The sequence below is a fragment of the Kitasatospora sp. GP82 genome (assembly GCF_029892105.1).
Classification (GTDB): domain Bacteria; phylum Actinomycetota; class Actinomycetes; order Streptomycetales; family Streptomycetaceae; genus Kitasatospora.
In genome coordinates this window covers 147,412-174,309 of record NZ_JARZAJ010000010.1, presented here as the reverse complement: position 1 = coordinate 174,309, position 26,898 = coordinate 147,412, and the positions used below count along the sequence as shown (strand labels likewise).

General features: G+C 70.7%; 24 protein-coding genes and 1 pseudogene. 10 read left to right on the top strand and 15 right to left on the bottom strand.

Going from position 1 to position 26,898, the window contains the following annotated elements:
* Positions 1 to 103 precede the first annotated feature (103 nt).
* On the top strand, positions 104 to 865 hold the full coding sequence (locus P3T39_RS12960) for a MerR family transcriptional regulator (protein ID WP_280697660.1): 762 nt from the start codon (positions 104 to 106) through the stop codon (positions 863 to 865).
* Positions 866 to 924: 59 nt separating this feature from the next.
* Here the strand turns inward: P3T39_RS12960 and P3T39_RS12955 are convergent, their stop codons facing one another.
* From P3T39_RS12955 to P3T39_RS12940, 4 genes are all read right to left on the bottom strand, one after another.
* Positions 925 to 1,791 (bottom strand): DNA-formamidopyrimidine glycosylase family protein, encoded by an 867-nt coding sequence (locus P3T39_RS12955; RefSeq protein WP_280697659.1) that lies wholly within the window; start codon positions 1,789 to 1,791, stop codon positions 925 to 927.
* A gap of 33 nt (positions 1,792 to 1,824) precedes the next feature.
* Entirely contained in the window at positions 1,825 to 2,913 is a 1,089-nt protein-coding gene (locus tag P3T39_RS12950; RefSeq protein ID WP_280697658.1) for a substrate-binding domain-containing protein, read from the bottom strand.
* Positions 2,914 to 3,091: 178 nt separating this feature from the next.
* Positions 3,092 to 3,517, bottom strand: a complete 426-nt coding sequence (locus tag P3T39_RS12945) for a cupin domain-containing protein (RefSeq protein ID WP_280697657.1) — start codon at positions 3,515 to 3,517, stop codon at positions 3,092 to 3,094.
* 91 nt (positions 3,518 to 3,608) lie between these two features.
* Positions 3,609 to 4,589, bottom strand: coding sequence for an EamA family transporter (locus P3T39_RS12940; RefSeq protein WP_348534336.1), 981 nt, complete (start codon positions 4,587 to 4,589; stop codon positions 3,609 to 3,611).
* Positions 4,590 to 4,883: 294 nt separating this feature from the next.
* Between P3T39_RS12940 and P3T39_RS12935 the strand changes: the two genes are divergently transcribed.
* The 4 genes from P3T39_RS12935 to P3T39_RS12920 all read left to right on the top strand — a co-directional run bounded on the left by P3T39_RS12935 (position 4,884) and on the right by P3T39_RS12920 (position 10,555).
* The gene (locus P3T39_RS12935; protein WP_280697656.1) at positions 4,884 to 6,395 is read left to right on the top strand and encodes a lipase maturation factor family protein; all 1,512 of its coding nucleotides are present in this window, start codon (positions 4,884 to 4,886) and stop codon (positions 6,393 to 6,395) included.
* Positions 6,396 to 6,611: 216 nt separating this feature from the next.
* Positions 6,612 to 8,273 (top strand): hypothetical protein, encoded by a 1,662-nt coding sequence (locus P3T39_RS12930; RefSeq protein WP_280697655.1) that lies wholly within the window; start codon positions 6,612 to 6,614, stop codon positions 8,271 to 8,273.
* A gap of 166 nt (positions 8,274 to 8,439) precedes the next feature.
* The gene (locus P3T39_RS12925; RefSeq protein WP_280697654.1) at positions 8,440 to 9,288 is read left to right on the top strand and encodes a hypothetical protein; all 849 of its coding nucleotides are present in this window, start codon (positions 8,440 to 8,442) and stop codon (positions 9,286 to 9,288) included.
* Positions 9,289 to 9,460: 172 nt separating this feature from the next.
* Positions 9,461 to 10,555 carry a protein kinase family protein gene (locus tag P3T39_RS12920; RefSeq protein WP_280697653.1) on the top strand — a complete coding sequence of 365 codons (1,095 nt, stop codon included), beginning with the start codon at positions 9,461 to 9,463 and terminating at the stop codon, positions 10,553 to 10,555.
* Positions 10,556 to 10,587: 32 nt separating this feature from the next.
* Here the strand turns inward: P3T39_RS12920 and P3T39_RS12915 are convergent, their stop codons facing one another.
* Both P3T39_RS12915 and P3T39_RS12910 read right to left on the bottom strand, forming a co-directional pair.
* Positions 10,588 to 11,040, bottom strand: a complete 453-nt coding sequence (locus P3T39_RS12915) for a nucleoside deaminase (protein WP_280697652.1) — start codon at positions 11,038 to 11,040, stop codon at positions 10,588 to 10,590.
* A 191-nt stretch (positions 11,041 to 11,231) separates the two neighbouring features.
* Positions 11,232 to 11,951 (bottom strand): maleylpyruvate isomerase family mycothiol-dependent enzyme, encoded by a 720-nt coding sequence (locus tag P3T39_RS12910; RefSeq protein WP_280697651.1) that lies wholly within the window; start codon positions 11,949 to 11,951, stop codon positions 11,232 to 11,234.
* Between the two features lie 160 nt (positions 11,952 to 12,111).
* Between P3T39_RS12910 and P3T39_RS12905 the strand changes: the two genes are divergently transcribed.
* Both P3T39_RS12905 and P3T39_RS12900 read left to right on the top strand, forming a co-directional pair.
* Positions 12,112 to 12,918, top strand: coding sequence for an EI24 domain-containing protein (locus P3T39_RS12905; RefSeq protein ID WP_280697650.1), 807 nt, complete (start codon positions 12,112 to 12,114; stop codon positions 12,916 to 12,918).
* Between the two features lie 68 nt (positions 12,919 to 12,986).
* Positions 12,987 to 14,258, top strand: a complete 1,272-nt coding sequence (locus P3T39_RS12900; RefSeq protein WP_280697649.1) for a cytochrome P450 — start codon at positions 12,987 to 12,989, stop codon at positions 14,256 to 14,258.
* Between the two features lie 213 nt (positions 14,259 to 14,471).
* Here P3T39_RS12900 and P3T39_RS12895 read toward each other — a convergent pair whose 3' ends face one another.
* Entirely contained in the window at positions 14,472 to 14,729 is a 258-nt protein-coding gene (locus P3T39_RS12895; RefSeq protein WP_280697648.1) for a Prokaryotic metallothionein, read from the bottom strand.
* 202 nt (positions 14,730 to 14,931) lie between these two features.
* Between P3T39_RS12895 and P3T39_RS12890 the strand changes: the two genes are divergently transcribed.
* Positions 14,932 to 15,240 (top strand): antibiotic biosynthesis monooxygenase, encoded by a 309-nt coding sequence (locus P3T39_RS12890; RefSeq protein WP_280697647.1) that lies wholly within the window; start codon positions 14,932 to 14,934, stop codon positions 15,238 to 15,240.
* Between the two features lie 30 nt (positions 15,241 to 15,270).
* On the opposite strand, the gene P3T39_RS12885 is transcribed toward P3T39_RS12890, so the two are convergent.
* Positions 15,271 to 15,519 carry an Lrp/AsnC ligand binding domain-containing protein gene (locus P3T39_RS12885; RefSeq protein WP_280697646.1) on the bottom strand — a complete coding sequence of 83 codons (249 nt, stop codon included), beginning with the start codon at positions 15,517 to 15,519 and terminating at the stop codon, positions 15,271 to 15,273.
* A 133-nt stretch (positions 15,520 to 15,652) separates the two neighbouring features.
* On the opposite strand from P3T39_RS12885, the gene P3T39_RS12880 reads away from it, so the two are divergent.
* The gene (locus tag P3T39_RS12880; protein WP_280697645.1) at positions 15,653 to 17,443 is read left to right on the top strand and encodes an NAD-binding protein; all 1,791 of its coding nucleotides are present in this window, start codon (positions 15,653 to 15,655) and stop codon (positions 17,441 to 17,443) included.
* A 131-nt stretch (positions 17,444 to 17,574) separates the two neighbouring features.
* On the opposite strand, the gene P3T39_RS12875 is transcribed toward P3T39_RS12880, so the two are convergent.
* The 6 genes from P3T39_RS12875 to hppD all read right to left on the bottom strand — a co-directional run bounded on the left by P3T39_RS12875 (position 17,575) and on the right by hppD (position 24,360).
* A complete protein-coding gene (locus P3T39_RS12875; RefSeq protein ID WP_280697644.1) occupies positions 17,575 to 18,351 on the bottom strand; it encodes an enoyl-CoA hydratase in 777 nt (258 codons plus the stop codon).
* A 100-nt stretch (positions 18,352 to 18,451) separates the two neighbouring features.
* Entirely contained in the window at positions 18,452 to 19,498 is a 1,047-nt protein-coding gene (locus P3T39_RS12870; protein ID WP_280697643.1) for an enoyl-CoA hydratase/isomerase family protein, read from the bottom strand.
* Positions 19,499 to 19,860: 362 nt separating this feature from the next.
* Positions 19,861 to 21,075, bottom strand: a complete 1,215-nt coding sequence (fahA, locus tag P3T39_RS12865; RefSeq protein ID WP_280697642.1) for a fumarylacetoacetase — start codon at positions 21,073 to 21,075, stop codon at positions 19,861 to 19,863.
* Positions 21,072 to 21,905 carry a hypothetical protein gene (locus P3T39_RS12860; protein WP_280697641.1) on the bottom strand — a complete coding sequence of 278 codons (834 nt, stop codon included), beginning with the start codon at positions 21,903 to 21,905 and terminating at the stop codon, positions 21,072 to 21,074. The genes fahA and P3T39_RS12860 overlap by 4 nt, the downstream gene beginning before the upstream one ends.
* On the bottom strand, positions 21,902 to 23,104 hold the full coding sequence (locus P3T39_RS12855) for a homogentisate 1,2-dioxygenase (RefSeq protein ID WP_280697640.1): 1,203 nt from the start codon (positions 23,102 to 23,104) through the stop codon (positions 21,902 to 21,904). The genes P3T39_RS12860 and P3T39_RS12855 overlap by 4 nt, the downstream gene beginning before the upstream one ends.
* Before the next feature lie 47 nt (positions 23,105 to 23,151).
* Positions 23,152 to 24,360 (bottom strand): 4-hydroxyphenylpyruvate dioxygenase, encoded by a 1,209-nt coding sequence (hppD, locus tag P3T39_RS12850; protein ID WP_280697639.1) that lies wholly within the window; start codon positions 24,358 to 24,360, stop codon positions 23,152 to 23,154.
* 525 nt (positions 24,361 to 24,885) lie between these two features.
* On the opposite strand from hppD, the pseudogene P3T39_RS12845 reads away from it, so the two are divergent.
* A pseudogene (locus tag P3T39_RS12845) lies at positions 24,886 to 25,131 on the top strand (DoxX family protein); the annotation flags it as partial.
* A gap of 58 nt (positions 25,132 to 25,189) precedes the next feature.
* On the opposite strand, the gene P3T39_RS12840 reads toward P3T39_RS12845, so the two are convergent.
* Positions 25,190 to 26,890 carry an acyl-CoA dehydrogenase gene (locus tag P3T39_RS12840; protein ID WP_280697638.1) on the bottom strand — a complete coding sequence of 567 codons (1,701 nt, stop codon included), beginning with the start codon at positions 26,888 to 26,890 and terminating at the stop codon, positions 25,190 to 25,192.
* Between the last annotated feature and the right edge of the window lie 8 nt (positions 26,891 to 26,898).

Below are 26,898 nucleotides of genomic sequence, written 5' to 3'. Positions count from 1 at the left end.
CGTCACCGGAACTCCGAGCGTCCGGCACTTGAAGCTTCCGCAGCGTCAACGCCTACGGTCGTTGTCGGGGCCGGAAGGACCGGCCCGAGTGAGGGGGACGGCGATGGCCTGGCAGATCGCGGAAGTGGCTCGGATATCGGGGGTGACGGCCCGGACGCTGCGGCACTACGACGAGATCGGACTGCTGCCGCCTGCGGGGACCGGCGTCAACGGTCACCGCTACTACGAGGAGAGCCAGCTGCTGCGACTCCAGCAGATCCTCGTGCTCCGGGAGTTGGGCCTGGGCCTTCGCGAGATCGCCGGCATCCTCGGCGAACAGGGGGACGAGCTGGAGTCCCTGCGCGCACACCACCTGCGACTGGTCCAGGAGCGCAAGAGGCTCGACACCCTGGCGAGGACCGTTGCCCGCACGATCGTCGAACTGCAGAAGTCGAAGGAGGACGACATGGTGCCAAGGATCAACCGGCCGGAGAATCTGTTCGAGGGATTCGATCCTTCGCAGTACGAAACCGAACTGCGCGAGGAGTGGCCCCAGTTGGCGGAGCAGGCCGCGCGGCTGGCCGCCTCGATGACCGAGGCCGAGATCGAACGCGGTCAGCGGGAGCGGACCGCGCAGCTGATCCGCATGGCCGAGTTCATGATTGCCGGGACACCGGTCGACGACCCGGCGGTGCAGGCCGAGATCGACAGCCAGTACCAGGTGCTGGCCCAGGTCCCGACGATGGGGGCGGACGAGTTCCGGGCCGTCGGCCGGGCCTGCGTCGACAACGAACAGTGGCGCGCCGCCTACGAGGAGATCGCCGTCGGCCTGGCCGAGTACCAGCGTGACGCCGTCCTGGCCTACGTGGACACCCACCTGGGCTGACGCGGCCCGCGCCTCGGGAGGGCTTCGTACTCCCCGCACCCGCTGCGGGGAGTACGAGCTCACTTCAGCAGGCGGGACAGCCGGCGGTCGGCCAGGATCCGGCCGCCGGTCTGGCAAGTGGGGCAGTACTGGAGGGACTTGTCGGCGAAGATCACCGATCGGACGGGTGTGCCGCAGCGGGGGCAGGGTTCGCCGGAGCGGCCGTGGACGGCGAGACCCGCCTTCTTCTCGGACTTCAGGGTGGCCGCCGTGGCCGTACGGGCGTGTTCCAGAGCCGTGCCGAGCACGTCGCGGACGGCCGTGTACAACTGGGCCAGTTGATCCTCGTGCAGCGACGAGGCGATCGCGTACGGGGACAGCCGGGCCGCGTGGAGGATCTCGTCGGAGTAGGCGTTGCCGATGCCGGCGAGGACGGACTGGTCGGTGAGGAAGGTCTTCAGCCGCCGGCGCGATCCGGATGCCAGTCCGGCCAGGACGGGCAGTGTGAAGCCGTCGCCGAGCGGGTCGACGCCGAGCCCGGCGACACCCGGTACCAGGAGCGGGTCGGTGACCACGTACGCGGCCAGCCGCTTGGTGGTGCCCTGCTCGGTGATGTCGAAGCCCGAGCCGTCGTCCAGGACGAGGCGGAGGGCGAGCGGGCCGCGCCCCGGGTGGGCGGACCCGGGGACGAGCGAGGCCCGAGGCCGTACCCAGCCCGCGCGGGCCAGATGCACGACCAGGTGCGGACCGCCGCTCTCCGTCCGCAGGTCGAGGAACTTACCGAACCGGCCGACCCCTTCGATCGCCAGGCCCTCCAAGGCGCTCACCGGCGGATCGAAGGTCTTGAGCACCTGGACGGAGAGCACTTCCACACGGGCGACGGACCGGCCGATGCACGCCTGTGCGATGCGTTCGGCCAGGGCCTGGACCTCGGGCAACTCCGGCACACCGCCAGTCTGGGCCGGTGCAGGGCAGGGCCGCTACTTGATTCCCATCGCGCTACAGGCGTCCGCGTACTGCTGGTCGCACACGTCTGCCGCCTTGTAGAGGCCACCGGCAATCACGGTCCCGGCGACCTTCTGCTTGGTCACGACCACCGGGGTGAGCAGGATCGACGGTATCCGGTTGCCGTTGCTGACGGTCACCGTGCTGGCCACCGAGGTGACGTCAAGACCCTGGAGCAGGTAGACGGCGAGGTTGGCGGCGGCGTCCGTCTCCGGCCGGTACGGCTTGTAGATGGTGAACGCCTGCTCGCCCGCGAGCACTCGGCGGACGGCGTCGATCGACGCGTCCTGGCCGCCGACCGGGACGTTCTTGATCCCGGCGGACTGGAGGGCGCTGACGATCGCTGAGGACATGCCGTCGTTGGCGGAGTAGACCGCCTGGAAGCCGTCCTTGCCGAAGGTCTGGATCGCCTCGTTCATCTTCTGGGCGGCGACGGCGGGCTTCCACTCGCCGGACTGCTCGTAGACGATCTTCTTGACCTTGCCGTCGAGTGCTCGGTGTGCACCGGTCTTGAAGGAGGCGGCGTTGGGATCGGCGTCGGCACCGTTGATCATGACGATGTTGGCGCTCGATGCCTTGCTGCCCAGCGCGTCGAGCAGAGCCTGGCCCTGGAGCTCGCCGGTCCGTTCGTTGTCGAAGGACACGTACGCGGCAGGCTTGCCGGCGGCCAGCCGGTCGTATGCGATGACCTTGGCGCCCTTGGCGTTGGCCTCGTCGATCCAGGAGGCGGTGCCCTTGGCGTTGACGGGGTCGAGCAGGATGACCTTGACGCCCTTGTTGAGCAGGCTGTCGAACTGCTGCTTCTGGGTCTGCTCGTCGCCGTTCGCATTGGTGTAGTCGACGCTGCACTTGGTGCACAGTCCGGTGATCGCCGACTCGATCAGCGGCTTGTCGAACGCCTCGTACCGGGTGGACGAAGCATTCTCGGGCAGCAGCAGACCGATGGTCTTCTTGCCCGCGGCCGAGCCGTTGCTGCCGCTGCCGTTCTGGCCGCAGGCGGCCAGTGCCAGCGTCATCGACACAGCGGCCGTGCCGACGATGATCCGACGCGTCATCGCGTTCATGGTGGGTGGTGCCTCCCTGAGAGCGCCGCACCGTCGCGGCGGAGAAGGGAGTCAAGCGGCCGCGCCGAGTTAGCGTCAAGAATTAAACCATCAGGGTGAGGATGCTCGGAAAGGCCGTCGGCTTGTGAAGAATCTATGCGGGCAGCCCGGACGAGTCGGACACATCTCCGCCAAGCCTTCAACGGGTGGGCCGGTCCACGGGATTCGCCGTCCAGGGGCCCCGCTCGGGCCGGGCCTCGGTGTCGTTGCCCGGCCACGGCGGCATGGTGACGGCGGTGATCTGCAGCGGCGGGGAGTCCTGGTCGGCGCGGAACTGGAAGGCCGTGCCGAGCGGGATCGTCAGCACGGAGCCCGGCCGCAGCGGCACGACCTCCTCGCGGCTGCCCTGGCGGCGCCAGATCCGACCGGTGCCCTGGGTGATGTGCCACATCTCCTGCACGGTGGCGTGCGAGACCGCCTGCGAGATCCCGCCGGGCGGCAGCTCGAACTGGGCCAGGCTGCCCTGCCCCGCCAGTACGGCCAGCGGTCGGACGGTCGCACCGTCGGGTGCGCGGACCGCGAGGGCCCGCTCCACCGTCGAGGTCTCGAACGCGGGGTGTTCCATCAGGCGACTCCTCCGGGCAATGGGTTGACTGCCAGTCAATACGCTCGGACAGTCCCGCTCCTACTCACCGCGCCCTGCGCACCGCCCCTGCTCACCTCTCGCTGCGGACGACCAGGAACACGCCGCCCACGACGATCGCGCCGCCCAGCACGATCGGCCAGCTGAGCGGCTCGGCGAGGACCAGCCAGCCCAGGAAGACCGCGACCACCGGGTTCACGTACGCATACGTGGCCACCAGCGGCAGCGGGGCGGACTGGAGCAGCCAGGCGTACGCGCTGAAGGCGACCACCGAGCCGAAGAGGATCAGGTACCCGAGGGCCAGCCACGAGTGCGTGGAGACGGCCGCCAGGTCCAGCGAGTGGAGTTCGCCCTTGGCGGCGGAGACCAGCAGACAGCAGAGGCCGCCCGCGAGCATCTCGTACGCGCTTGCGGCGAACGCGTTGCGCGGCATCGGCAGCCGTCCGGCGAGGAAGGAGCCGGTCGACCACGACAGGGTGGCACCGATCACGGTGAGCAGTCCGCCCAGCCCCACCTCCCCGCTCAGGCCAGGGGCGGTCAGCACCCCGAGTCCGACCAGGCCGACCAGTACGCCCGCGATGGTCGCCCCCGAGGTGTGCCGGCCGGACGCCCGCCGCAGCAGGACCACCCAGAGCGGAACGGCGGCCACCAGCAGCGCCGCCAGTCCGGACGGCACCGACTGCTCGGCCAGCACCACCAGGCCGTTGCCGCCGAGCAGCAGCAGCACGCCGACCAGGACGGCCGAGCCGAGCCGGCGCTTCGTCACGCGCAGTGCGGAAGGCCCCTGCCGCAGTGCCAGCAGGGTGGCCAGCAGTAGCCCGGCGCCGATGAACCGGGCCGCCGCCGAGAAGAACGGGGGCATGGTCTCGACGGCTATGCGGATGGCGAGATAGGTCGAGCCCCAGACGATGTAGACGATGCCGAGGGCGGCCCAGGCGGCGCCGCTCAGTCGGGTGCGCATGGTCGGGGCGGAGCGGGGGTTGTCGGTGAGGTCGGAGAGGTTCGTGGGAGGGGAGGGGTCGGTGGGGGCTGGCTGCCGTCGCGCAGCGGTCATGTGTGTCTCCCGGTGTTGGTGCTGTACCAGGTATGGCACCACAGCGAGGGCGGCCGGCGCGAGAGGAATTGGCCGGCCGTTTCGGGCTCCGTCCGGTTTCCGGAAGGCGCGCCCGGCATCGGCCGGAGATCGTGAGCGCCCCGGTGACGGGCGTCTCTCCATCGGGCCGGGCGCCGGCGGTCGCGCGTCTGCGCCGAGTGGCTGAACCCGGCGCCGCCCGCCGCTCGCCGTGTCCCGCCGGGGCTCGGCAGATGGTAGGCATGACCCCCGGAAGGCCTGGGAGGAGCAGCCGGCGTGGAGTGGTTCGCGGCGCCCGAGTACTGGTTGGGCCGACTGGTCTTCCAACGACTGGTCGCCGTCTGCTACTTGCTCGGTTTTCTGGGCGCCGTCAACCAGTTCCGCGCTCTGATCGGCGAACACGGCATGCTGCCCGTTCCGCGCTTCACCGCCCGGGTGGGGATGAGCCGTTCGCCCAGCCTCTTCCATCTGCACTACTCCGACCGCGCATTCGCCACCGTCTCCTGGAGCGGTGCCGCGCTGGCCGCGGCCGTCCTCGCGGGTGCGCTGGACCTGGTCCCGCTCTGGGCCGCGCTGCTCGGTTGGGCGCTGCTGTGGGTGCTCTACCTCTCGATCGTCAACGTCGGTCAGACCTGGTACGCCTTCGGGTGGGAGTCGCTGCTGCTGGAGTCGGGTTTCCTGGCCGCCCTTCTCGGAAACGCCGAGGTCGCGCCGCCGGTGCTCGTGCTGTGGCTGCTGCGGTGGCTGCTGTTCCGGGTCGAGTTCGGCGCCGGGCTGATCAAATGGCGCGGCGACCCCTGCTGGCGGAACCTGACCTGTCTGAAGTACCACCACGAGACACAGCCGATGCCGGGACCGTTCAGCTGGTTCTTCCACCGGCTGCCCGCGCCGCTGCACAAGGCCGAGGTGGCGGCCAACCACTTCGTCCAACTGGTCGTCCCCTTCTGCCTCTTCCTGCCCCAGCCGGTCGCCGGCGCGGCCGCCCTGCTGATCGTGGTCACCCAGCTCTGGCTGGTGACCTCCGGCAACTTCGCCTGGCTCAACTGGCTGACCATCGCCCTCGCGCTCTCCGCCGTCGACACCGCGACGATCGGCGTACTCCTCCCACTGCCGGCGTCGGCCGAACTGCACTCGGACCCGCTCTGGTTCGAGGTGCTGGTACTCGGCGTGACGGCACTCTTCGCCGTACTGAGTTACTGGCCCGCCCTCAACCTGGTCTCGCGCCGCCAGCTGATGAACCGCTCATACAACCGGTTCCATCTCGTCAATGCGTACGGTGCTTTCGGCTCGATCAACCGGATTCGGTTCGAGGTGGTGGTGCAGGGCACCCGCGCGCGGGAGCTCGGACCCGGCGTGGAGTGGCGCGAGTACGCGTTCAAGGGCAAACCGGGCGACCTACGGCGGATGCCACGCCAGTTCGCGCCCTACCACCTGCGGCTGGACTGGCTGATGTGGTTCGCCGCGATCTCCTCCTCCTACGCGCGGCCCTGGTTCACGGCCTTCGTCGCCCGCCTGCTGGTCAACGACCGGGACACCCTCGAACTGCTGCGGCACAACCCGTTCCCCGACGAGCCGCCACAACACGTACGGGCGTTGCTCTACCGCTACCGCTTCACCGACTGGCGTACATTGCGCAGGACGGGTGCATGGTGGGAGCGAACGCTGATCCGTGAGTACCTGCCCCCCGTGACCTACCGCGATCTGGCCTACCTGGTCCCGCACGCGGCGGGTTCGGCCCGCCGCCGGGCGGCGCATCGCCGGGCCGCGGGAGGGGACCGGGACCAGTGAGATACGTCCGTCGCTGCCGCCGTACCCGGCCGAGTGCCCCGCGCCGGTGCGCCAATGGGGTGCGTCGCGTGCGGGCTCACCGGACCGGGTGCGTGCACGCCTCGAACGCCCACCCGTATCCTGGTCGCCCGCGCCGGGCACCGCGCTCCTGCCGCCCGCGCCGCCGGACGATGCCCGTCCCGTCCCTGTCTGCCCTGCCACGAACCGGACGTCACCATGACTGTGCGTTACCAGAACGACACCGAAGCCGCGTCGGCGGACGACCCAGCGGTCACGCCCGCCGCCGGCACCGCGAGCTCCCGGCCGGGTCCGCGTGAGGACCTCGGCCGGTACGCCGAACTCGGCGGCTTCACACTGACCGCCGACACCCACCCCTGGTACGCGGCCATCGAGGCCATCGGCAGCCCCGATGACGCCCGCGCCGCCTCCACCGTCCTTGCCGAACTGCGCAGCCGGGACGTCCTCGCCACCCGCGCCGCCGTCACCGGGCTCGTCGCGCAGGGCAGTCTGGACGAGCCGGACAGTGTTGTCGCCCTCGGACTGGTCGTCGGCGTCCTGCGACGCGTGCATAGCACGTCGGCCAAGCTCCGGGCCGAGGCGTACGACGCGGACCTCGAGGCGCTCACCGCCGCCACGGCGGACTCCCGGTGGCGCCGCGAGCAGGGCGTCAAGCTCTCCTGGGGACGCCGCCGCGCCCTCCGCGCCCAGGCCAAGCTGCTCACCCTCGGCGGACGCACCCGCCGGGCCGACCTGCACGAGGCCCTCGCGGCGGCAGTGAAGGAACGAGCCGACTGGACGGCGCTCGCCGGCGCTGCTGCCGACACGTCTGCGGTGCGCCCGGTCGTCACCGCCGACGCCGCGCGGCTCGCCGAGGCCGCCCAGGCGGTGGAGGCCCTCGCGGAGGCGGTCCGTGCGCTCGGGCGCCTGCTGCCCGGACGCGAACTGGAGACCACGCCGCTGGCCGAACTCGCCGACCTGGTCGACCGCCTGGCCGCCGACGAGGGCACCCTCTACCGCCTGCCGACCCTCGGCTCCCTCCGCACCGAGCTGGAGAACGTCGGACTCGCCGAGCTGTTCGACGAGTTGACGGAAAGCCGGGCCGACCGCGAGGCCGCCCTGGCCGTGTACGACCGGCGCACCGCCATCGACCCCGCGGACACGGCCGACGGCGCCGACACCGAGGAAGACGCCGTGGAGGCGGCTCGCCAGGCCCTCGCCGCCGGCCCGCGCACCGGTACCGAGGAGGCCCCGGCCGTCGAGCCCGAGATTCCGGCTGCCCGTCCGGAGGCTGTGATCACCGCTGCGGAGAGCCCGGTGGCGGAGGTCGAGGTCGAGGTCGTTGCCGAGGTCGAGGCTGCTGTCGACGCGGCTGTCGAGCCCGAGATTCCGGCGGCCCGTCCGGAGGCTGTGATCACCGCTGCGGAGGACCCGGGAGTGGAGGCCGAGGTCGTCACCGAGGTCGAGGCTGTCCTCGCCCCGGCTCCCGAGGTGGAGATTCCGGCGGCCCGCCCCGAGGTTGCTGCTGAGCCCGCTGCTGAGACCTCCGCCGTCGTGGCGGCCGGGGAGAGCACCGAGGAGCCGGCCGCAGCACCCGTGGCCGAGGTCGCCGAGCCGGCCGATCCCGTGGCCGAGACCGGCGAGAAGGAGCGCCCCAAGCGCGTCCGCCGCCCGAAGAAGCCCTCGCTCACCGTCGGGCAGCCCATCACCGCCTACACGCCGGGCGAACTCCGCTCCCTGGTCCGCTGGATCGACAGCGACGGCGTCGAGCGCACCGACGACCAGCTGCTCCGCGCCGCCACGAAGGAGCTCGGGTTCGCCCGCCTCGGGCCCCGTATCAAGGAGGCCCTCGGCGCGGCCGTCACCGAGGCCCGCAACTGACGGACCCGCCACCGCGCCACCACCTCTGCCCTCCGCCCGGCGTGCCCCGCCGGGCGGAGGCATGTGAGGCGTCCGGCATGGTCAGACCCTAATGGCCGCTCGGCGTGGATCGCTCCGGACCACAGCAGGCGGCGCGCCAGGGCGATGGAAGTTCACAATGATCGCCATGAGTCCAAGCAGCGCGCACCAGCAGCCCGACGTCCCCGAGTCACCCGCCACGGCATCCGGCGCACCGGCCGCAGCACCCGGTACCACCCAGGAGCTCGCCGCCGCACTCCACAAACGCCTCGACGGCATCGAATCGCACCTCGCCGCAGCCGTTGCCGCCCCGGCAGCCGGCAGTGCGGTGCCCACGCGTCCCGCCTGGCGCCGTGAGACCGAGGCCGAGCAGCGCTGGGCGGTGAGCGCCGTGATCCTGGTCGCGGTCGGTCTCCAGCTCTTCCTGCCGCCCCGGCTGACGATCCATCCGCACTGGATGCTGCCGGCGCTGGAGCTCGTCCTGCTCGTCGCCCTGGTGGCGATGAACCCCCACCGTCGGCTGGACCGCAGTTCGCGGGCCCTGCGCGCGGTCAGCCTCAGCCTGGTGGCGGCCATCAGCCTCGCCAACGGCTGGTCGGCGGTGAAGCTGGTGCGTGAACTGGTGCACGGCGCCAGCGGATCCGACGCCGTCCAGCTCCTCGGCACGGGTGGGGCGATCTGGGCGACCAACGTCATCGCCTTCGCACTCTGGTACTGGGAATGGGACCGCGGCGGTCCCGCTGCCCGCGCCCTGGGCGCCGCCGACTACCCGGACCTGCTCTTCCCGCAGATGCAGCAGACGGGAATCGCCCCGGCCGACTGGGAACCCGGCTTCCTCGACTACCTCTACGTCGCCTGGACCAACGCCACCGCGTTCAGCCCGACCGACACCATGCCGCTCTCGCGCTGGGCCAAGATGCTGATGCTGCTCCAGTCGGCGGTCTCACTGCTGACCGTTGTGCTGGTGGTCGCCCGCGCGGTCAACATCCTTCAGTGACCGGCGTTCCGGCTCGGCCGCTGCGCCGCCTGCTCGGTGGTGACGGCGGAGCGCAGCATCACCAGGAGGCCGAACTGCGACACTGAAGCGCTCGGTTGTCACGGTACGGGGTCCCCCGCGATCACGGGCACGGCGACGTACGCTGGGCCGCCCGACAACCTACGGAGCCCCGATGACCTGTCAGGACCGGCTGCCCACGGCACGAACGGATGCCTGGGCAACAGTCTCCACCCACCTCGCCCTGCTCAGCGATCGCCGGCTCGGCCGGCTTGTCGACGGGGCGACCCCGCTGGGGTCCGGGATCGGCGGTGCGTCGGCCGCGCTGGAGATCGAGGGCGTGCGGGTCTTCGTCAAGAGAGTGCCCTTGACCGAGCTGGAGCTGCGCCCCGAGAACGTGATGTCCACGGCGAACCTCTTCGGCCTGCCGGGCTTCTACCAGTACGGCGTGGGATCGGCGGGGTTCGGGGCCTGGCGCGAGCTGGCCGCCCACACCATGGCGACCAACTGGGTCCTGGGGAACGAGTACCAGGGCTTCCCGCTGATGTACCACTGGCGGGTGCTGCCAGGCCCGCCTCCCGCCGCCACCGCCGTGTTCTCCGAGTTCGGCGACCTGGAGGGCGCGGTCGGCCACTGGGAAGGCTCACCGGCCGTGCGCGAGCGGCTGGAGGCGATCCACCGCTCCTCCGCGAGCGTCGTCCTCTTCCTTGAGCACATCCCGCAGACCCTCGGCGCCTGGCTGGCCGGCCAGGACTCCTCGGCCTTCGCGCGAGTGGACGAGGAACTGGCGCAGACGGCCGCCTTCATGAGGAGTCGGGGTCTGGTCCACTTCGACGCCCACTTCCACAACATCCTGACGGACGGCCACCGCCTCTACTTCTCCGACTTCGGCCTCGCTCTCAGCTCCCGCTTCGAACTCTCGCCCGAGGAGGCGGACTTCCTCGCACGGCACCGGGGCTATGACCACGGCTACACCGCCGCGCACCTGGTCAACCACCATCTGGTCGAACGCGTGCGCGGCAGCCTGGACCGTCGCCGGTTCGTACGCGAGTGGGCCGAGGGCAGGAGGCCCGAAGGCGTCCCTGCCGCCATGGCCTCAGTCCTCACCCGACATGCCAGGACAGCCGTTGTGATGGACGAATTCCACCGACGCCTCTGCGACGAGAGCAAGGAAGTCCCCTATCCGGCGGCCGAGCTCGCCCGGTGCGCCGCCGTCCCCGACGTGCCGCTGCACCAGGTCGCGGACGGCGGACGCGGCATCACCGGCTGAGACCGGCGCCGCCTGTGCCGTCGGCCGGGGTATCAACGGCCGGGCGGTTCGCCGATGTCCTCGTACCAGAGGTCGGGATGGGCGGCGATGAAGTCCGTCATCAGACGGATGCACTCCTGGTCGTCCAGCAGCGTGATCCGTACGCCGTGCCGGGCCAGCCAGTCGTGGCCGCCGGTGAAGGTACGGGACTCGCCGATCACGACCTCGCCGATCCCGAACTGCCGTACCAGACCGGAGCAGTACCAGCACGGCGAGAGGGTGGTCACCATCGTGGTGCGGGCGTAGCCGCGAAGGCGGCCTGCCGCTCGGAAGGCCGCCGTCTCGGCGTGCATGGACGGATCGCCGTCCTGGACACGGCGGTTGTGGCCGCGGCCGAGGAGTTCACCGTCCGGACCGAAGAGGGCGGCTCCGACGGGGATACCGCCCTCGGCCAGTCCGGCCCTGGCCTCCTCGACCGCGACCGCCAGCATCTGCTGTGGATCCATCGCCGCACCTCACTCCGTCCCGGTGCTTGGAACGTACCCCCGGCAGGCCGGCTCAGGCACCGAGGCGCAGCGGTGTCAGATGCCCGGGTGGCACGGTCCGGCTCTTCGGCGGGTTGCCGGACTTCGGTGAGGAAGCCGGGGAGGTCGGCCGCCAAGTCGCTGACGGCCGGGTCGGCCGGGTCGGCCGGGGGTCAGTCCCGGTCGAAGGCTGCCAGGATCGCCTTCAGCGCATCGGCGTCGCCGAAGGTCTCCAGCTGCTCGACGGTGCGGCGCTGCCAGAGCAGGAGCAGCAGGTCGGAGGCAGTGCCCTTGACGGCTGCCGCACCCTTGCCGTGCTCCAGGCTCACCTGCCAGGTGCCGTCCACCGCGCGGACCGACCACTCGCCCGGGCCGTCGGTGGCGTGCAGGTGGAGACCGGCGTCCGGGAAGTCGGCCGGCGGGGTCGCGGAGCGGAAGTGGGCGAGGAACTCGGCCACGCCGTCCACGGCCAGCTCGCGTTCGATCGGTTCGTCCCGGCCGACGGCGGCGAGAGCGTCCCAGGCGTGGACGGCCGTCTCCTGCGCCATCCGCCGCTGGATGAAGCCGACGTCCTTGCGACTGGCCCAACTCCACCGGGGGAGTGCCGGGTCGAGCTGCTCCAGGGCGGCCGCGCACTGCTCGACCCCCTCGGTGAACCAGGCGAGCAGTGCGTCCGCTGGCGGCCGCTCCGGCTCGATGTAGTCATCGGGACTGCTCAGCTCTCCGTTGGCGATCAGCGTCCAGAACCAGTGGACCTCGCCCGTGTGCCAGACGAGGTCGGCGATCGTCCAGCCCGGGCAGCTGGGCACGGGCAGGCCGAGGTTTCCCGAGGCGGCCTCCGCCAGCCGGGCTCCGTCGCGGCGAAGAGCGTACGCATAGTCAGTTCGGTTCATACAGAAAGACGTTACTGGGATTGCGCAATGGATTCGCGCAGAGGCCGGGCACGGGACGCGTGGACTGGTTCGGCCGGGACGACGGCCGGGACGACGGCCGGGGTTCGGGCCGTCCGAGGCCTGTCGCAGGCGTCGCGGTACACCCCCGTAGGCTCTGCGCATGCGAGATTTTGCGGCGGGGGTCGGCCTCCTGTTCAGGGGCCAGCGGTGGGTGGCGGGACACGGCCGGTGGTGGGGATTCGGGATGATTCCCGCGCTGATCACCCTGGTCGGGTACGTGGCGGCGCTGACCGCTCTCGCCGTCCGGTCGGGCGACCTGGCCCACTGGGCCACCCCGTTCGCGGACGGTTGGAGCTCGCCGTGGCAGGGCCTGCTGCGTGCGGTGTTCGTGGCGGTGCTGCTCGGTGTCGGGATGCTGCTGGCGCTGATCACCTTCACGGCGGTCACGACGCTGATCGGACAGCCGTTCTACGAGTCCCTGTGCGCCAAGGTGGACGAGACCGAGGGCGGTGGGCCCGCCTCGCCCGAGCGGCCGCTCTGGCGGGAACTGGTGGCGGCGGCCAGGGACAGCCTCCACGTACTCGTCCGGTCGGCGGGGCTCGGACTGCTGCTGTTCCTCTGCGGGTTCGTCCCCGTCGTTGGCCAGACCGTTGTCCCGGTGGTGGGCGTGGGCGTGGCGGGGTTCTTCCTGACCGTCGAGCTGACCTCGGTCGCGATGCAGCGGCGGGGTGTCTCGCAGCGCGAGCAGCTACGGCTGCTGCGCGGACGGCTCGGGCTGGCGCTGGGCTTCGGGGCGCCGCTGGTGCTGCTGTTCCTGGTGCCGATGCTGACGGTGCCGGCGATGCCGGGTGCGGTCGCGGGGGCGACGCTGCTGGTCCGAGAGCTGGTCCCGGTGGCGGCCGCCGAAGTCGAGACCGAGACCGAGCCTCGGCTCGAAACCGAGCTCGCCGGTATCTCTGAAAAGTAATCCAATATCAGAATAAAAGAATTCGAGCTGAATTTGACATTCAGCAGATAACTGACGATAACTTCCACATGAGCGCACTGGCGGGCACCGCCTCGCACACGGACTTCCGGACCGCCGGGACCAACCCCGCCCACCCGGAGTTCTGGAGCCTCCCCGCCTCGGAGCGGGCCGCCGCATTCGCCCGCCTGCGCGCCCTGGACCGGCCGGTGTTCTGTACCGACCCCCGCACCGGCAAGGGCTTCCACGCTCTCGTCCGCCACGCCGACGTGGTCGCCGCCAGTCGTACGCCGGACGTCTTCATCAGTGCCCCGGGCGTCACCACCCCCGAACCGGCGCGCTGGGTGCGCGCGGTGTTCGGCGACTCCATGGTCAACCTCGACGACCCCCGCCACGCCGACCTGCGCAGGATCGTCTCCCGCGCCTTCACACCCCGGCTGATCGCCAAGGTCGAGGACGACATCCGCCGGGTGGCGACGCAGATCGTGGACGAGCTCCTCTCGCGGCGGGCGGGCGGCGGGGACGACTTCGTCAGCGCCGTCGCCGCCGAACTGCCCTACCAGGTCATCTGCAACATGATGGGCATTCCGGAGAAGCAGCGCCGCCGGATTCTCGAACAGATCAACCACGCCTCCGAGCGCACCGGCGTAGCACGCAGCCGACTGCGCGTCCCCGGGCTCGGCTTGCGCGCCCTTGCCCGGATGCAGGGCGTGATCGCCGCCCTCGGGCGGGAACGGCGCCGACGGCCGACCGACGACCTGATCTCCGCCCTGGTCACCGCAGATGTGGACGGCAAGCACCTCAACTCCCGTGAACTCGGCGCCTTCTTCTCCTTCCTCCTGGTCGCCGGGGTCGAGACCACCCGCAACGCGCTCGCCCACGGTCTGCACCTGCTCACCGAGCACCCCGACCAGCGTGAACTGCTGCTCTCCGACCTCGACACCCACCTCGGCGGCGCGGTCGAGGAGATCGTCCGGTACTCGACCCCGATCATCCAGTTCCGCCGCACCCTGGCCGTCGACCACGACCTCGACGGCACGCCCCTCGCCCAGGGCGACAAGGTGGTGCTCTTCTTCGGCTCGGCCAACCGCGACGAGGCGGTCTTCACCGAACCCGACGTCTTCGACATCACCCGCTCGCCCAACCCCCACCTCGGATTCGGCGGTGGCGGACCGCACTTCTGCCTCGGCGCCTACCTCGCCCGCCAGAAGATGAAGGTCCTGCTGCGCGAGCTGTACACCCGTCTGCCCGACCTCTCCTCGGTCGGCGGACCCGAGCTGATCCCGTCCAGCTTCGACAACCGGGTCAGGTCGCTGCGCTTCACCTTCACGCAGCCCGCCTGAGCTCCGCCGAGCGGAGATCCACGGCGGTGAACGCCGCGAAGCCCGGTGGCCGTCCGGATCGGCACGGGTGACGACCCGGCTGCCGAGACGGGCCCGGTGATCGACCGGGCGAACGCCGAGCGCGTGGACACCTTTGTCGACAAGTCGCTCGCGGATGGAACCCGCCCGGTCGTTCGCGGCGGCCGGATCCGTCAGGGTGACCGGTCGGTGCGGTCAGCTGGGGTGGGCGCCGACGGCGTCGCGGATCTGCTCGCCGAGGCCGCCGTCGCGGCGGGCGCAGTTCGCGCAGCAGAAGAACTTGCCCGAGACCTCGACCCCGTGCCCGACGATCCGCACCTGGCAGTACTCGCAACGCGGCGCCAGTTTCTCCATGGCGCACTCGAAGCTGTCGAACATGTAGCTGTCACCGGTGACAGTCCGGATCTCGAAGGCCAGCCAGTAGTCGTTGTTGCACACCACGCAGACCGCCATGGGGGAGGTCCCCTTCCGTGCCGTGAGGAGCCGGCCGCGAGGAGCCGGCATCGGGAAGTCGCCGGGCCGGACTCGGCCGGGCGCTTCCGAGTCTCGGGCGGACCAGGACCGGCAGCAATCGGCGCGCGGCCGAACGATGGTCCGGCCGCGGTGGTGGGCGTCGAGCGGATAATGGTGGAGCACGCCTCGTGAGGAGGTCACCATGATCGTCCGGATCTGGGAGGCGAAGGTTCTGCCGAGGCGGAACGACGAATTCTGCGCCATGCTCGCCGCCGAGGTGTTCCAGAGCCTCGACGGGGCCGACGGCTTCGAGGGCGCCGAGCTGCTGCGCTCCGTGAGCGAGGACGACCATCGGGTCCTGGTGATCACCCGCTGGCGGGACGAGGCCGCGGTGCGCGCGTACGCGGGCCCGATGTGGCGGATCCGTCCGGTCTGGGCCGAGGGCGAGTTCGGCTACCTGGAACACCCGCCCACCGTCTGGCACTTCGCCCCGATCGCGCCCGGCGGGTAGCAGGCATCCCCGGGGGCAGCTCCCGAGCGTTCAGACGCCGGTCGGGATGCCCCGATCCGCCTTCACCCGCTTCATCGTGAGGTGCGAGTTGACCTGGGCGATGCCCGGCAGGCCGGAGAGGACGTCGGTGATGAAGCGCTCGTACGCGGCGATGTCGGTGACCGCGATGCGCAGCAGGTAGTCCGGGTCGCCGAACAGCCGGTGTGCCTCGACCACCTCGGGCAGGGCGGCCACCCGCTGTTCGTCTGCACCCCGGGCCCGGACCGCGGTCTCCGCCATGCTGCTGGTGGTCGCCGGAGTGACGGCGAGCGCCTGAGGTCCGCCGAACCTCGGCCTGGCCAAGGTGACATGAGGAACGATCAGTTACCCCATAGGTCATCTGTCCGCCCATTCGGATCAGTACAATCCGACGATGATTCAAGAAGGGCAGGGGGACCCTCCTGACGAGCAGTTCGCCAACCACTACGTCGTGTGCGGCGGCAATGCGCTCGCACACCGGCTGATCCGCGAACTCATCGAGCAGTACGACGTCCCGGTGGTGGTCCTGGTACCGGATCTCGCCCGGGACCACGGCCCGCAGATCCTGCAACTACCGGGCGTCACCGCCGTCCTGGAGTACGCGACCGTCACGGAGGAGGCGCTGCGCGCCGTCCGGGCGGACAGTGCGCGGGGAATCGCCCTGGTGGACGGTTCGGACCAGGAGAACATCCACGCCGCGCTGAGCGCGCAGGGCCACAACCCCGGAATCCGGGTGGTGGTACGGATGTTCAACCAGCGGCTCGGCGAGCACATCGAGCGGTTGCTGGACAACTGCTCCGCGCTCTCCGGCTCGGCCACCGCCGCGCCCGCCTTCGCCAACGGTGCGCTCGGACGGCCCAACTCGGTGCAGGTGGGCGACCGTTACCTCTATGTCGCATACAACGAGGACATCCACGCCAACCAGATCTGTGTGGTCGCGGACCGGATCGACCGCCGGGATCTGAGCCGGCTGCGGCTGTTGCCCGACACGGCAGGGCGGGCCGCCGAATTCATTGCGCTGGCCAGCCGGTTCGGCGCGGAGGGCCCGGTCGAGGTGGAGTCGCGGCCGGGCGGCACCGGTGAGCGGGAGCCGGCCGGGGTCGCCGCGTTGCAGACGCTGACCAGCGAACCGCCGCTGGCCATCCCCTGGTGGACCAGGATGCGCTGGGGAGTGCTGGACGCCCTGCGGTTCTTCACCAGCGCCCGGCTGCGGCTGGTGCTGATCACCGCTCTGGTGGCGGTCCTGCTCGGCGCGATGGTGATCTGGTACTTCAACGGGAGCCTCGCCTGGGCCTCCTACTTCACCCTGCTGGACATGGCGGGCGCGGCCCAGCCGGACCAGCCCGGGGTTGTGGTGCCGGGAGCGCTCTGGCAGCGGGTGGCCCAGGTGGTGATCACCTTCTGCGGGATCACCTTCGTGCCCGTCCTCACCGCGATCGTGGTGGACGCGCTCTCCACCGGGCGGCGCGGACTGCCGAGGGCTCCGGGTGCGGGCACCAGGGACCATGTGATCGTGGTCGGCCTCGGCAATGTCGGTACCCGGGTGGCGGCTCTGGTCCGGGAGGCCGGGGTGCCGGTGGTCTGCGTCGAGCGCGACCCGCAGGCCCGGGGCATCGCGGCGGTCCGGGCACTGGGCATCCCGGTGGTGGTGGGCGACGGCCCGTTGGAGAGCCAGCTGCGGCGGGCCCGGGTCCAGTACAGCCGGGCAGTGGTGGCGGTCACCAACGACGACGCGACCAACCTGGAGGCGGCGCTGGAGTCGCGGGCCGTGCGCCGCGAGGTGCGGATCGGAGTCCGGCTCTTCAACGACGACTTCGCCCACCATGTCTACGCCACCCTGGGCAATGTGGCCTCGCGCTCGGTCTCCTATCTCGCCGCGCCCGCCTTCGCCGCCTCCCTGATGGGCCGGGATGTGCTGGGCACCCTCTCGGTCTACCGGCATGTGCTGCTGATAGCCGAACTCACCGCCGGGGACGACACCGGACTCGTCGGCCGGAACCTGCACGACATCGAGGAGCCGGGCGGTATCCGGGTGATCGCCGTACGGCTGGCCCGGCGGCCCGAGGACTACCAGTGGAACTACGCGGACCGGGCGCGGCGGCTGGTGCCGGGCGACCGGATCGTGGTCGCCGCCACCCGGTCCGGGCTGGCCCGGATCAACGCGCCGGTACCGGTGGAGGGTTGAGACCCTCCGGGGGTTCCTGGGGCCGGTCTGAAGAGGCGAGGGCTCTGCTCGACCAGCCGCGTGCACGATCGGCCCGCTACGGATGTACGGGCCGGTCGCGCACGCGAGCGATCGAGCAGAGCCCTGTGGCGTCAGCGGTTCTGGAAGGAGGGCTTGCGCTTCTCGGCGAAGGCGGCCATGCCTTCCTTCTGGTCCGCCGTGGCGAACGCGGCGTGGAAGAGACGGCGTTCGAAGCGGACGCCCTCGGCGAGGGTGGTCTCGAAGGCCCGGTTGACGCTCTCCTTCATCATCACGGCGGCCGGGGCGGACATCGCGGCGATCTTCTCGGCGGTGGCCAGCGCCTCGGTGAGCAGGTCGGCGGCGGGGACGATCCGGGAGACCAGGCCGGCCCGTTCGGCCTCCTCGGCATCCATCATCCGGCCGGTCAGGCACAGTTCCATCGCCTTGGCCTTGCCGACCGCCCGGGTGAGCCGCTGCGAGCCGCCGATACCCGGGATGACGCCCAGCTTGATCTCCGGCTGGCCGAACTTCGCGGTGTCGGCCGCCAGCAGGATGTCGCAGAGCATCGCCAACTCGCAGCCACCGCCCAGCGCGTAGCCCGCCACGGCCGCGACCACCGGCTTGCGCAGCCGGCCCAACTCGTCCCAGGGGCCGAGCCAGTCGTCCAGGTAGACGTCGGGGAAGCGGTTGTCCTGCATCTCCTTGATGTCCGCGCCCGCCGCGAACGCCTTCTCCGAACCGGTGATCACCAGAGCACCGATCTCCGGATCGCGGTCGAAGGCGCGGGCCGCCTCGACCATCTCGTTCATCAGCCGGGTGTTCAGCGCATTCAGCGCCTCGGGCCGGTTGAGCGTGATCAGCCCGACCCGGCCCTTGCGCTCCACCAGGATCGTCTCGTACTCGGTCATCGCCTTTGACTCCCACTACAGCTCGACGGCATACGCCCTGACGAGCCAACAATCGCGGACCGGGCCCACCGAGCGCCAGTCTCGACAGGCGAGACGATGGTCACCCGAGTCGGACGGCCGGCCCCAGACCGCCCTCCGGACGCGGCGCGAAGAAGCGCGCGACCTCTTCCTCGGTGACAGCGGCGAGGGTGGCCGGGGACCAGCGCGGACTGCGGTCCTTGTCCACCACCTGGGCACGGATGCCCTCGACCAGGTCGGGCACGGTGAGCGCGGTGCAGGACACCCGGTACTCCTGCTCCAGCGTCTCGGCCAGGGTGGAGTGCTCACGGGCCCGGCGCAGCGCGGCCAGCGTGACCTTGAGCGCGGTCGGCGACTTGGCCAGGATCTGCTCGGCGGCCTCCTTGGCCTCCGGGACGCCGCTGCCGAGCAGCCGGTCGAGGATCTCCTCCACGGTGTCGGCCGCGTAGCAGTGGTCGATCCACTCCCGCTGGACGGCGATCGCGGCATCGGGGGCCTCGGTCGCGTACGCCCGGACGGCCTCGGCCGCGTCGTGTTCGGCCAGTGCGGCGGTGAGGGAGCCGAGTGCCTCGGCGGGCACGAAGGTGTCGGCGAAGCCGAGCAGAATCGCGTCGCCGGGGCCCATCGAGGCGGCGGTCAGACCGAAGTGGGTGCCGAGTTCACCGGGGGCGTGGGCGAGCAGGTGGCTGCCGCCGACATCCGGGACGAGACCGATCCTGGTCTCGGGCATCGCCACCTGGGAGCGCTCGGTGACCACCCGGATGCTGCCGTGCGCGGCGAGGCCGACGCCGCCGCCCATGGTGATGCCGTCCATGACCGAGACGTAGGGCTTGGCGTAGGCCGCGATCGCGGCGTTGAGCAGGTACTCGTCCCTGAAGAACTGCCGGGCCCCGGCGCCGCCGAGCTTGGCATCGTCGTGCAGGGCCCGGATGTCGGCCCCGGCGCACAGTCCGCGCTCGCCCGCGCCCGACAGGACGACGGTGCTGATGCCGCTGTCCTCGGCCCAGCTGTCCAGGGCCTCGTGGATCCGCAGCAGCATCTCGTGGGTGAGGGCGTTGAGTGCCTTCGGGCGGTTGAGCAGGATCCGGGCGGCGCGGCCGTCGGTGTGCAGCAGTACGTCCGTGGTCATGGCGCGTCCGTCTCCTCGCTGTCTGGTCAGGATCGCCGGCGGGCAGGATCCCCGGACACGGTACTCGGACACGGCGGATCACGGGCACCCTGGTCAGCCGTTGCAAGGGCTGACCAGGGCGCCGGAGATCGGCTGGACGGGCCATAGCGACCGAAGGGGTCAGGCGCAGGTGAAGGGCTGGTAGGTGGTGAGGCGTTCGAAGTCCCGGACCAGCGCATCGAAGTCCCGGTTCCGGACCAGGAAGGTGCCGCCGACCGTGACCAGGTCCGAGGTCTGCTCGACCCGCTGTCCCGGCGCCGTCCGGGGGTGCGGTCAACCGTGCGCACCACCGGGGCGCTACGTGGCTGACGAGGCCCCGGAATCTACGGGACGATGCGGCCGGTGACCTCGCCGAAGCCGATCCGGGTGCCGTCGGGGCCCGGCGCGGTCGCGGTGATGGTGACCTCGTCGCCGTTCTCCAGGAAGGTCCTGGTGGTGCCGTCGGGCAGTTCGACCGGATTCTCACCGTTCCAGGTGAGCTCGATCAGGGCGCCCCGGCTGTCGACCTCGGGTCCGCTGACGGTGCCGGAGGCGAACAGGTCGCCCGGGCGCAGCGAGGCGCCGTTGACGGTGAGGTGCGCGAGCTGCTGCGCCGCCGTCCAGTACATCGCGGCGAAGGGGGGGCGCGAGATCGGGTGCCCGTTGAGCCGCACCTCCAGGGAGAGGTCCAGGCCCCAGGGCTCGGCGTCCCGGTCGTCCAGGTAGGGCAGCGGCTCGACATCGCGTGCCGGCGGAGCCACCCGGGCGTGCTCCAGCGCGTCCAGCGGCACCACCCACGGCGAGACCGAGGTCGCGAAGGACTTGCCGAGGAAGGGGCCCAGCGGCACGTACTCCCACGCCTGGATGTCGCGCGCGGACCAGTCGTTGAGCAGCAGGACGCCGAAGACGTGCTCGCGGAAGCTCTCCAGCGGCACCGGGCTGCCGAGCGTGCTCCCGGCGCCGACGACGAAGCCGACCTCGGCCTCGATGTCGAGCCGCCGGGTCGGGCCGAAGGACGGCATCGGGTCGGCGGGCGCCTTGCGCTGGCCGTGCGGGCGGACCACCGGTGTGCCGGAGACCACCACCGTCCCGGCCCGGCCGTGGTAACCGATCGGCAGATGCTTCCAGTTGGGCGTGAGCGGGTCGGATCCGGGGCGGAAGATCCGGCCGAGGTTGCTCGCGTGGTGCTCGGAGGCGTAGAAGTCGACGTAGTCGGCGACCTCGAACGGCAGGTGCAGCTCGACCTCGCCGCGCTCCAGCAGGCAGGGGCTGACGGCGGCGCGGTACGACTCCTCGCCGAGCCACCGGGTCAGCGAGGCGCGGACCTGCGTCCAGATCGGACGGCCCGCCGCCAGTAGCGGGTTGAGCGAGTCGGCGTCGAGCAGCACCGAGGGCTCGCCGACCGCGCGGGCGGCGGCCCCCACGTCCAGCACGAACCCACCGATGGCGACGCCGATCCGGCGCCGTCCGGGCTGGTCGGGCGCGGTGAAGACGCCGTACGGCAGGTTGTGCGGGCCGAACGGCGAGTCCTGCGGCACGGCGAGCCAGGTGGTGGTCAACGGTTCTCCAAAAGGTGTTCCAGCAGGCCGAGTTCGGCCAGGTCGGCGAGCGGCTCGGCGATGCTGCAGGTGCCGAAGGCGGTGAACGAGCGGCGGATCCCGGCAACCTGGGTGTCCGTCAGTTCGGCGGCGGCGGTGGCGAGTACCTCGCCCGAACGCTCCGCGAGCAGCTCGGCGGCCGCCGTCGGCCGGTCTGCGGCCAGCAGGACGTTCAGGAAGCCGTGGTGCTCGAAGCCGGTGACCGGGTCGGTGTGCCGGACGGCGTTGTGCAGGCCCGCTGTGCACTTGTACCCGAGCCCGCGTTCGGCGCATCCGGAGAGGAACGCCGCCAGCTCGGCCTCGCTCGGGAACGCCTCGGCGCTGAGACCGCCGGTGCGGTACTTGGCCCGGTACGGCGTCCCGGCGAGCGCGTCCAGGGCATCCGCCGCGTTGTCGCGCGGGATCTCCACGGCGGCCGGGACACCCGGCGGCAGCTGGGCGTCGAGGGCGGCCGCCACCTCCCGGACGGGGGAGGTGGCAGCCACCTCGACGCCGACCAGCTCAAGGCCGGACAGTGCCGTCACTGCCTTCAGGGCCGGGCCGAGCTGGGCGACGCCGCCCGGCGCCACCAGCACGACCCGCAGCCCGGTGAGGTCCGTCCCGGAGGCGTGGAGAGCTGCCAGCTCGCCCAGCCGGCCGACCCCGCAGAGGAACGGGCCGACCGCCTCGGCGTACCAGGCGGAGCGGTGCGCCCGGTGCGCGGGCAGCGCCTCGGGCAGCGGCAGATCCCCCGGCGGGAAGATCGCCGCATCGTCGAACAGGCCCCGGATCAGGGCGGGTACCCCTGTCACTGGGCCGGCCCCCTGCCGCCCGACCACGTCCAGGCGTACTTGGGGTCCTCGCTCGCCGTCGCGCCCTCGCCGAGCTCCAGCGGCCGGAAGGTGTCCACCATCACCGCGAGCTCGTCGAAGAACTCGGCGCCGATGCTGCGCTCGTACGCGCCCGGCTGCGGCCCGTGGGTGTGGCCGCCGGGGTGCAGCGAGATCGAACCCTGGCCGATCCCCGAGCCCTTGCGGGCCTCGTAGCTGCCGCCGCAGTAGAACATGACCTCGTCGCTGTCCACATTGGAGTGGTAGTACGGCACCGGGATCGACAGCGGGTGGTAGTCCACCTTGCGCGGCACGAAGTTGCAGATCACGAAGCCTTCGCCCTCGAAGACCTGGTGGGCCGGCGGCGGCTGGTGGATCCGCCCGGTCAGCGGCTCGAAGTCGCTGATGTTGAACGCGTACGGGTAGAGGCAGCCGTCCCAGCCCACTACGTCGAACGGGTGGTGCGGCACCACGTAGCGGGTGCCCGCCACCCCGTTCGGGCCGCGGTGCTTGACCAGGACCTCGACGTCCGTCTCCTCGACCAGCAGCGGCCCGACGGGGCCGCGCAGGTCGCGCTCGCAGTACGGCGCGTGCTCCAGCAGCTGGCCGTACTTCGACAGGTAGCGCTTGGCCGGCACGATGTGGCTGTTGGCCTCGATGCAGTACGCGCGCATCGGGCCGTCACCGGTCGGCACCCAGCGGTGGGTGGTGGCCCGGGGGATGATCGCATAGTCGCCCTCGCCGACCTCCAGCGAGCCGAAGACCGTCTCCAGCGTCGCCGTGCCCGACTCGATGTAGACGCACTCGTCGCCGAGCCCGTTGCGGTAGAGCGAACTCGGCGTACCGGCGGCCACATAGCCGATCCGCACATCACCGTTGCCGAGCACCAGGCGGCGGCCGGTGACGGCATCGGTGTTCTTCCACTCCTCACCCGCGAACAGCTCGTGCAGCTTCAGGTGGCGGGGCTTCAGCGGCAGGTTCGGCGTGGTGGCGAGGCCGGGCAGCTCCCAGGGCGTGGCGTCCACCATCGCCGAGGGGATGCCCTTGTGGTAGAGCAGTGAGGAGTCCGAGAAGAACCCCTCCTCGCCCATCAACTCCTCGTAGTACAGCCCGCCTTCGGGGGTTCGGTGCTGGGTGTGCCGCTTGCGCGGGATGCTCCCCAGCTGCCGGTAGTGCGCCATGGTTCCGGCCCTCTCCTAAATGTGTGGCAGCCCTCGGGAATTGCGGATCAGAGGTTGCCGCGCCTGTCCTGCTCGCGCTCCAGGGACTCGAAGAGCGCCTTGAAGTTGCCCTTCCCGAAGCCCAGCGAACCATGCCGCTCGATGAACTCGAAGAACACCGTCGGCCGGTCGCCCTGCGGCTTGGTGAAGATCTGCAGCAGGTAGCCGTCCTCGTCGCGGTCGACCAGGATGCCGCGCTTCTTGAGCTCCTCGACCGGCACCCGCACCTTGCCGATCCGGGCGCGCAGCTCGGGGTCGTCGTAGTACGAGTCGGGGGTGGAGAGGAACTCCACGCCGTTGCCGCGCAGGATGTCCACCGTGGTCAGGATGTCGTTGGTGGCGAGCGCCAGGTGCTGGCAGCCAGGGCCGCCGTAGAACTCCAGGTACTCGTCGATCTGGGACTTCTTCTTGGCGATGGCCGGCTCGTTGAGCGGGAACTTCACCCGGTGGTTGCCGCTGGCGACGACCTTGCTCATCAGTGCGGAGTACTCGGTGGCGATGTCGTCACCGACGAACTCGGCCATGTTCACAAAGCCCATGACCCGGTTGTAGAAGGAGACCCACTCGTCCATCCGGCCGAGCTCGACATTGCCGACCGCGTGGTCCAGCGCCTGGAACAGCCGCTTCGGGGCACCTTCGCGGCGGGCGACCCTGGTCTCGGCCACGACGTAACCCGGCAGGTAGGGGCCGTGGTAGCGGGAGCGGTCGATCAGGGTGTGCCGGGTCTCGCCGTAGGTGGCGACGGCGGCGCGGCGGACGGTGCCGTTCTCGTCGGAGACGTCGTTCGGCTCCTCAAGGATCGTGGCGCCCTGGGCGCGGGCGTGCTCGATGCACTTGTCCACGTCCGGCACCTCGAGGGCCAGGTCGACCACACCGTCGCCGTGGCGGCGGTGGTGGTCGAGCAGCGGGCTGTCCGGCAGCACACCACCCTTGATCACGAAGCGGCAGGAGCCCGAGCGCAGCACGAACGCCTTGCGGTCGCGGCGGCCGGTCTCCGGGCCCGAGTAGGCGACCAGCTCCATGCCGAACACCGCCTGGTAGAACTGCGCCGTCTGGGTCGCGTTGCCGACCACGAACACGACCGCGTCCTGCGCGGTGACCGGGAAGGGGTCGCCGCCGGCATCGTGCTCGACCAGGCCCACAAGGCGGCGCAGCTGCTCCGCGTCGAGGCCCGCGTCCAGCTCCTCGGGGGTGAGTTCAACAGCGTTGGCGGTCATGGGGGTTCCTCCACGTCGAGGCCTCCGCAGATCAGGGGGGAGTGGTGTGTCTGCGGTTGTGCGCAGAGCTTGCTCCTGGCTGAGTCATTGGGCAACAGTGGGAATTTCGGCTGTTCAATCTGTGCAAGATGAGCAGGTGTCCAAGGCTATGGCTGGGCATATTGCCTAGCAGAATCGCGGAGTCTTGCCTTCCGCTACCGGCATGCGCTATCGGGCCCGTGTGGTCCGTCACCTCCACCGTACGACCGGTGGGCAGCGCACACAGACGGAGCCGGACCGCAGTCCCTGGGCCCGGTGGGAGCGGCTGCGTGGAGGTGGTTCGGCCGTGGCGGAGAAGCTCTCCGGTGGGACGGTGAGCCCCGGGGCCGGGCGATGCCGTACGCGGTTCGCGGCCGCAGGGCGATTCTGAGGAAACCCAGAGGCTGGTGGACCTGGCGAGCAAGGTGATGGGGCATCAGAATTGACCAAGTCACGTCAAGCGTGGTGTGACGCAGATCCCGTGAGTGTTCTCGGTGGCGCCGGAGCGGGCTCGGCACGCGGTTCGCCGCCCTGCTCTGCTCGGGCTCCATGGCCTACGCCTATTTCACCGTCCGCCAGGGCCAGGCGCTGTGGCCCGTCCAGAACGGCGGCGAACTCTGCGTCCTCTTCTGCCGGGCCTTCCTGCTCATCGCCGTCACCGGCCCGGGCAGTCTCGCCGTCGAACACCTCCGGCACTACCTCCCCGGCCGCCCCGCCGCCGGTGCCGTGCCGATCGCGCACCCGGCGGACTGAGAGCACGGCCGGGCGCGGAAAGGGGGCGGGCCGAATCGGCCCGCCCCCGGAGCGCTGGTTACGGCTGCATCTCGTACGAGCCCGAGAGCGCGGCGACCGTCGCCCAGACCCGCTCCGCACGCTCGGTGTCCGCGACCGGACGGCGGACATGAGCCAGCGCCCAGGCGGCCTGCGCCTCGCTGGTCGAGCTCTTGCCGTGCAGCTCGGTGGCGTGGGCGGAGAAGTCACGGACCAGGAAGTCGAAGATCTGGTCCAGCAGATCGGCGTCCACCCCGGTCAACTCGGCCTGCTCCAGCACCAGGTGGCCGTAGACGACCAGCGCGAAGAGCTGGCCGATCTCCAGCAGGAAGTCCAGGTCCTGCTGCTGCGCCGCATCCGGTGCGTGGGTGGCGAGCAGCGTGCACAGGCCGTCGGCCTGCTCACGGAAGCGCGCCACGTTCGGGATGCGGGCGTGCGCGTCGTAGGCGGTGCGCCAGTCGTGGAAGCGGATCGCGCCCAGGCCCCGGGCCGGGCCCTGCTGGAACAGGAAGGTGTCGTCGGCGGTGTCCAGGCGGGTCGGCACGGCCGGGTAGTCGGCGGGGTTGAACAGGTAGTTGGCCATGAACTTGAGGATCAGGGCCAGGTTCACATGGACGGTGCCCTCCAGCTTCGGCAGGCCCCGGATGTCGCGGGCGGCCTTGTCGAAGTAGGTGTCCGCCTCGAAGCCCTTGGCCGCGATGACGTCCCACATCAGGTCGATGACCTTCTCGCCCTCGGTGGTGACCTTCATCTTGGTCATCGGGTTGAACAGCAGGTAGCGGCGGTCCTCGGGGGAGGCCGAGCGGAAGTAGTCCACCGCGCGGTCGCTGAACAGCTTCATCGCGACCAGGCGGGCGTAGGCGTCGGTCAACTCCCGGCGCACATGCGGGAAGTCGGTGACCTTCTTCCCGTACAGCACCCGGTTGTGCGCGTGCGTCACGGCCTCGTACATCGCGTGCTCGCAGATGCCTATGGAGGCGGTGCAGAGGTTGAACTTGCCGACGTTGACGGTGTTCAGCGCGGCGTCGAAGGCCGCCTTGCCGGTGTGCAGCACGTCCTCGGCGCGCACCGGGTAGTTCTCCAGGCGGAACTCGCTGACGTACATCTGCGCGTTCACCACGTTCTTCACCAGGTGGTACGCCTCGTGGCGGCTGTCGGCGGCGAAGAAGACATAGCCCTCGGGGCCCTCGACGTCCGAGCGGCGGCCGAAGACCGAGACCAGGCCGGCCACATTGCCGTTGCCGATGTAGTACTTGGAGCCGCTCGCGGTGAAGCCGCCCTCGCCGTCCGGGGTGAGGATCATGTCGGTCGAGTAGATGTCGGCGCCGTGGGTGCGCTCGGAGAGACCGAAGGCCATCACGTGGCCCTCCGTCAGCAGCCGGGCGGCACGGGCCCGGACGGCCTCGTTCTCGCTCTGCCACACCGGACCCAGGCCCAGGATGGTCACCTGCCAGGTGTACCAGTAGCCGAGGCCGTAGAAGCCCAGGATCTCGTTCAGCTCGGCGATCCTGGCGGTGTCCCAGCGCTTGTCGCCGTCGGCCGAGGAGGGCGTCAGGAACTCCGCGAACAGCCCTTCCTTCGCGGCGAATTCGAGGAAGTCCCCGTACCAGGCGCGGTCGATGTACGAGTCGATCAGAGCCTTCTTCCCGCGCGACTCGAACCAGTCCACGGTGGCGCGCAGCAGCCGGCGGGTGGTGTCGTCGAACTGCGCGGGGTCGTAGGTGCGCGGGTTGAACAGCATGGTTCCAT

Excerpts from the sequence above, each read along its gene's own strand:
- P3T39_RS12890 (WP_280697647.1), top strand. The coding sequence starts at position 14,932 with ATGATCGTCCGGATCTGGGAGGCGAAGGTTCTGCCGAGGCGGAACGAC.
- P3T39_RS12870 (WP_280697643.1), bottom strand. The coding sequence starts at position 19,498 with ATGACCACGGACGTACTGCTGCACACCGACGGCCGCGCCGCCCGGATC.
- P3T39_RS12855 (WP_280697640.1), bottom strand. The coding sequence starts at position 23,104 with ATGGCGCACTACCGGCAGCTGGGGAGCATCCCGCGCAAGCGGCACACC.
- P3T39_RS12910 (WP_280697651.1), bottom strand. The coding sequence starts at position 11,951 with ATGAACCGAACTGACTATGCGTACGCTCTTCGCCGCGACGGAGCCCGG.
- P3T39_RS12940 (WP_348534336.1), bottom strand. The coding sequence starts at position 4,589 with ATGACCGCTGCGCGACGGCAGCCAGCCCCCACCGACCCCTCCCCTCCC.
- P3T39_RS12840 (WP_280697638.1), bottom strand. The coding sequence starts at position 26,890 with ATGCTGTTCAACCCGCGCACCTACGACCCCGCGCAGTTCGACGACACC.
- P3T39_RS12945 (WP_280697657.1), bottom strand. The coding sequence starts at position 3,517 with ATGGAACACCCCGCGTTCGAGACCTCGACGGTGGAGCGGGCCCTCGCG.
- P3T39_RS12905 (WP_280697650.1), top strand. The coding sequence starts at position 12,112 with ATGCGAGATTTTGCGGCGGGGGTCGGCCTCCTGTTCAGGGGCCAGCGG.
- P3T39_RS12880 (WP_280697645.1), top strand. The coding sequence starts at position 15,653 with ATGATTCAAGAAGGGCAGGGGGACCCTCCTGACGAGCAGTTCGCCAAC.
- P3T39_RS12885 (WP_280697646.1), bottom strand. The coding sequence starts at position 15,519 with ATGGCGGAGACCGCGGTCCGGGCCCGGGGTGCAGACGAACAGCGGGTG.
- P3T39_RS12950 (WP_280697658.1), bottom strand. The coding sequence starts at position 2,913 with ATGAACGCGATGACGCGTCGGATCATCGTCGGCACGGCCGCTGTGTCG.
- P3T39_RS12960 (WP_280697660.1), top strand. The coding sequence starts at position 104 with ATGGCCTGGCAGATCGCGGAAGTGGCTCGGATATCGGGGGTGACGGCC.
- P3T39_RS12930 (WP_280697655.1), top strand. The coding sequence starts at position 6,612 with ATGACTGTGCGTTACCAGAACGACACCGAAGCCGCGTCGGCGGACGAC.
- P3T39_RS12895 (WP_280697648.1), bottom strand. The coding sequence starts at position 14,729 with ATGGCGGTCTGCGTGGTGTGCAACAACGACTACTGGCTGGCCTTCGAG.
- P3T39_RS12915 (WP_280697652.1), bottom strand. The coding sequence starts at position 11,040 with ATGGATCCACAGCAGATGCTGGCGGTCGCGGTCGAGGAGGCCAGGGCC.
- P3T39_RS12925 (WP_280697654.1), top strand. The coding sequence starts at position 8,440 with ATGAGTCCAAGCAGCGCGCACCAGCAGCCCGACGTCCCCGAGTCACCC.
- P3T39_RS12875 (WP_280697644.1), bottom strand. The coding sequence starts at position 18,351 with ATGACCGAGTACGAGACGATCCTGGTGGAGCGCAAGGGCCGGGTCGGG.
- P3T39_RS12900 (WP_280697649.1), top strand. The coding sequence starts at position 12,987 with ATGAGCGCACTGGCGGGCACCGCCTCGCACACGGACTTCCGGACCGCC.
- P3T39_RS12920 (WP_280697653.1), top strand. The coding sequence starts at position 9,461 with ATGACCTGTCAGGACCGGCTGCCCACGGCACGAACGGATGCCTGGGCA.
- hppD (WP_280697639.1), bottom strand. The coding sequence starts at position 24,360 with ATGACCGCCAACGCTGTTGAACTCACCCCCGAGGAGCTGGACGCGGGC.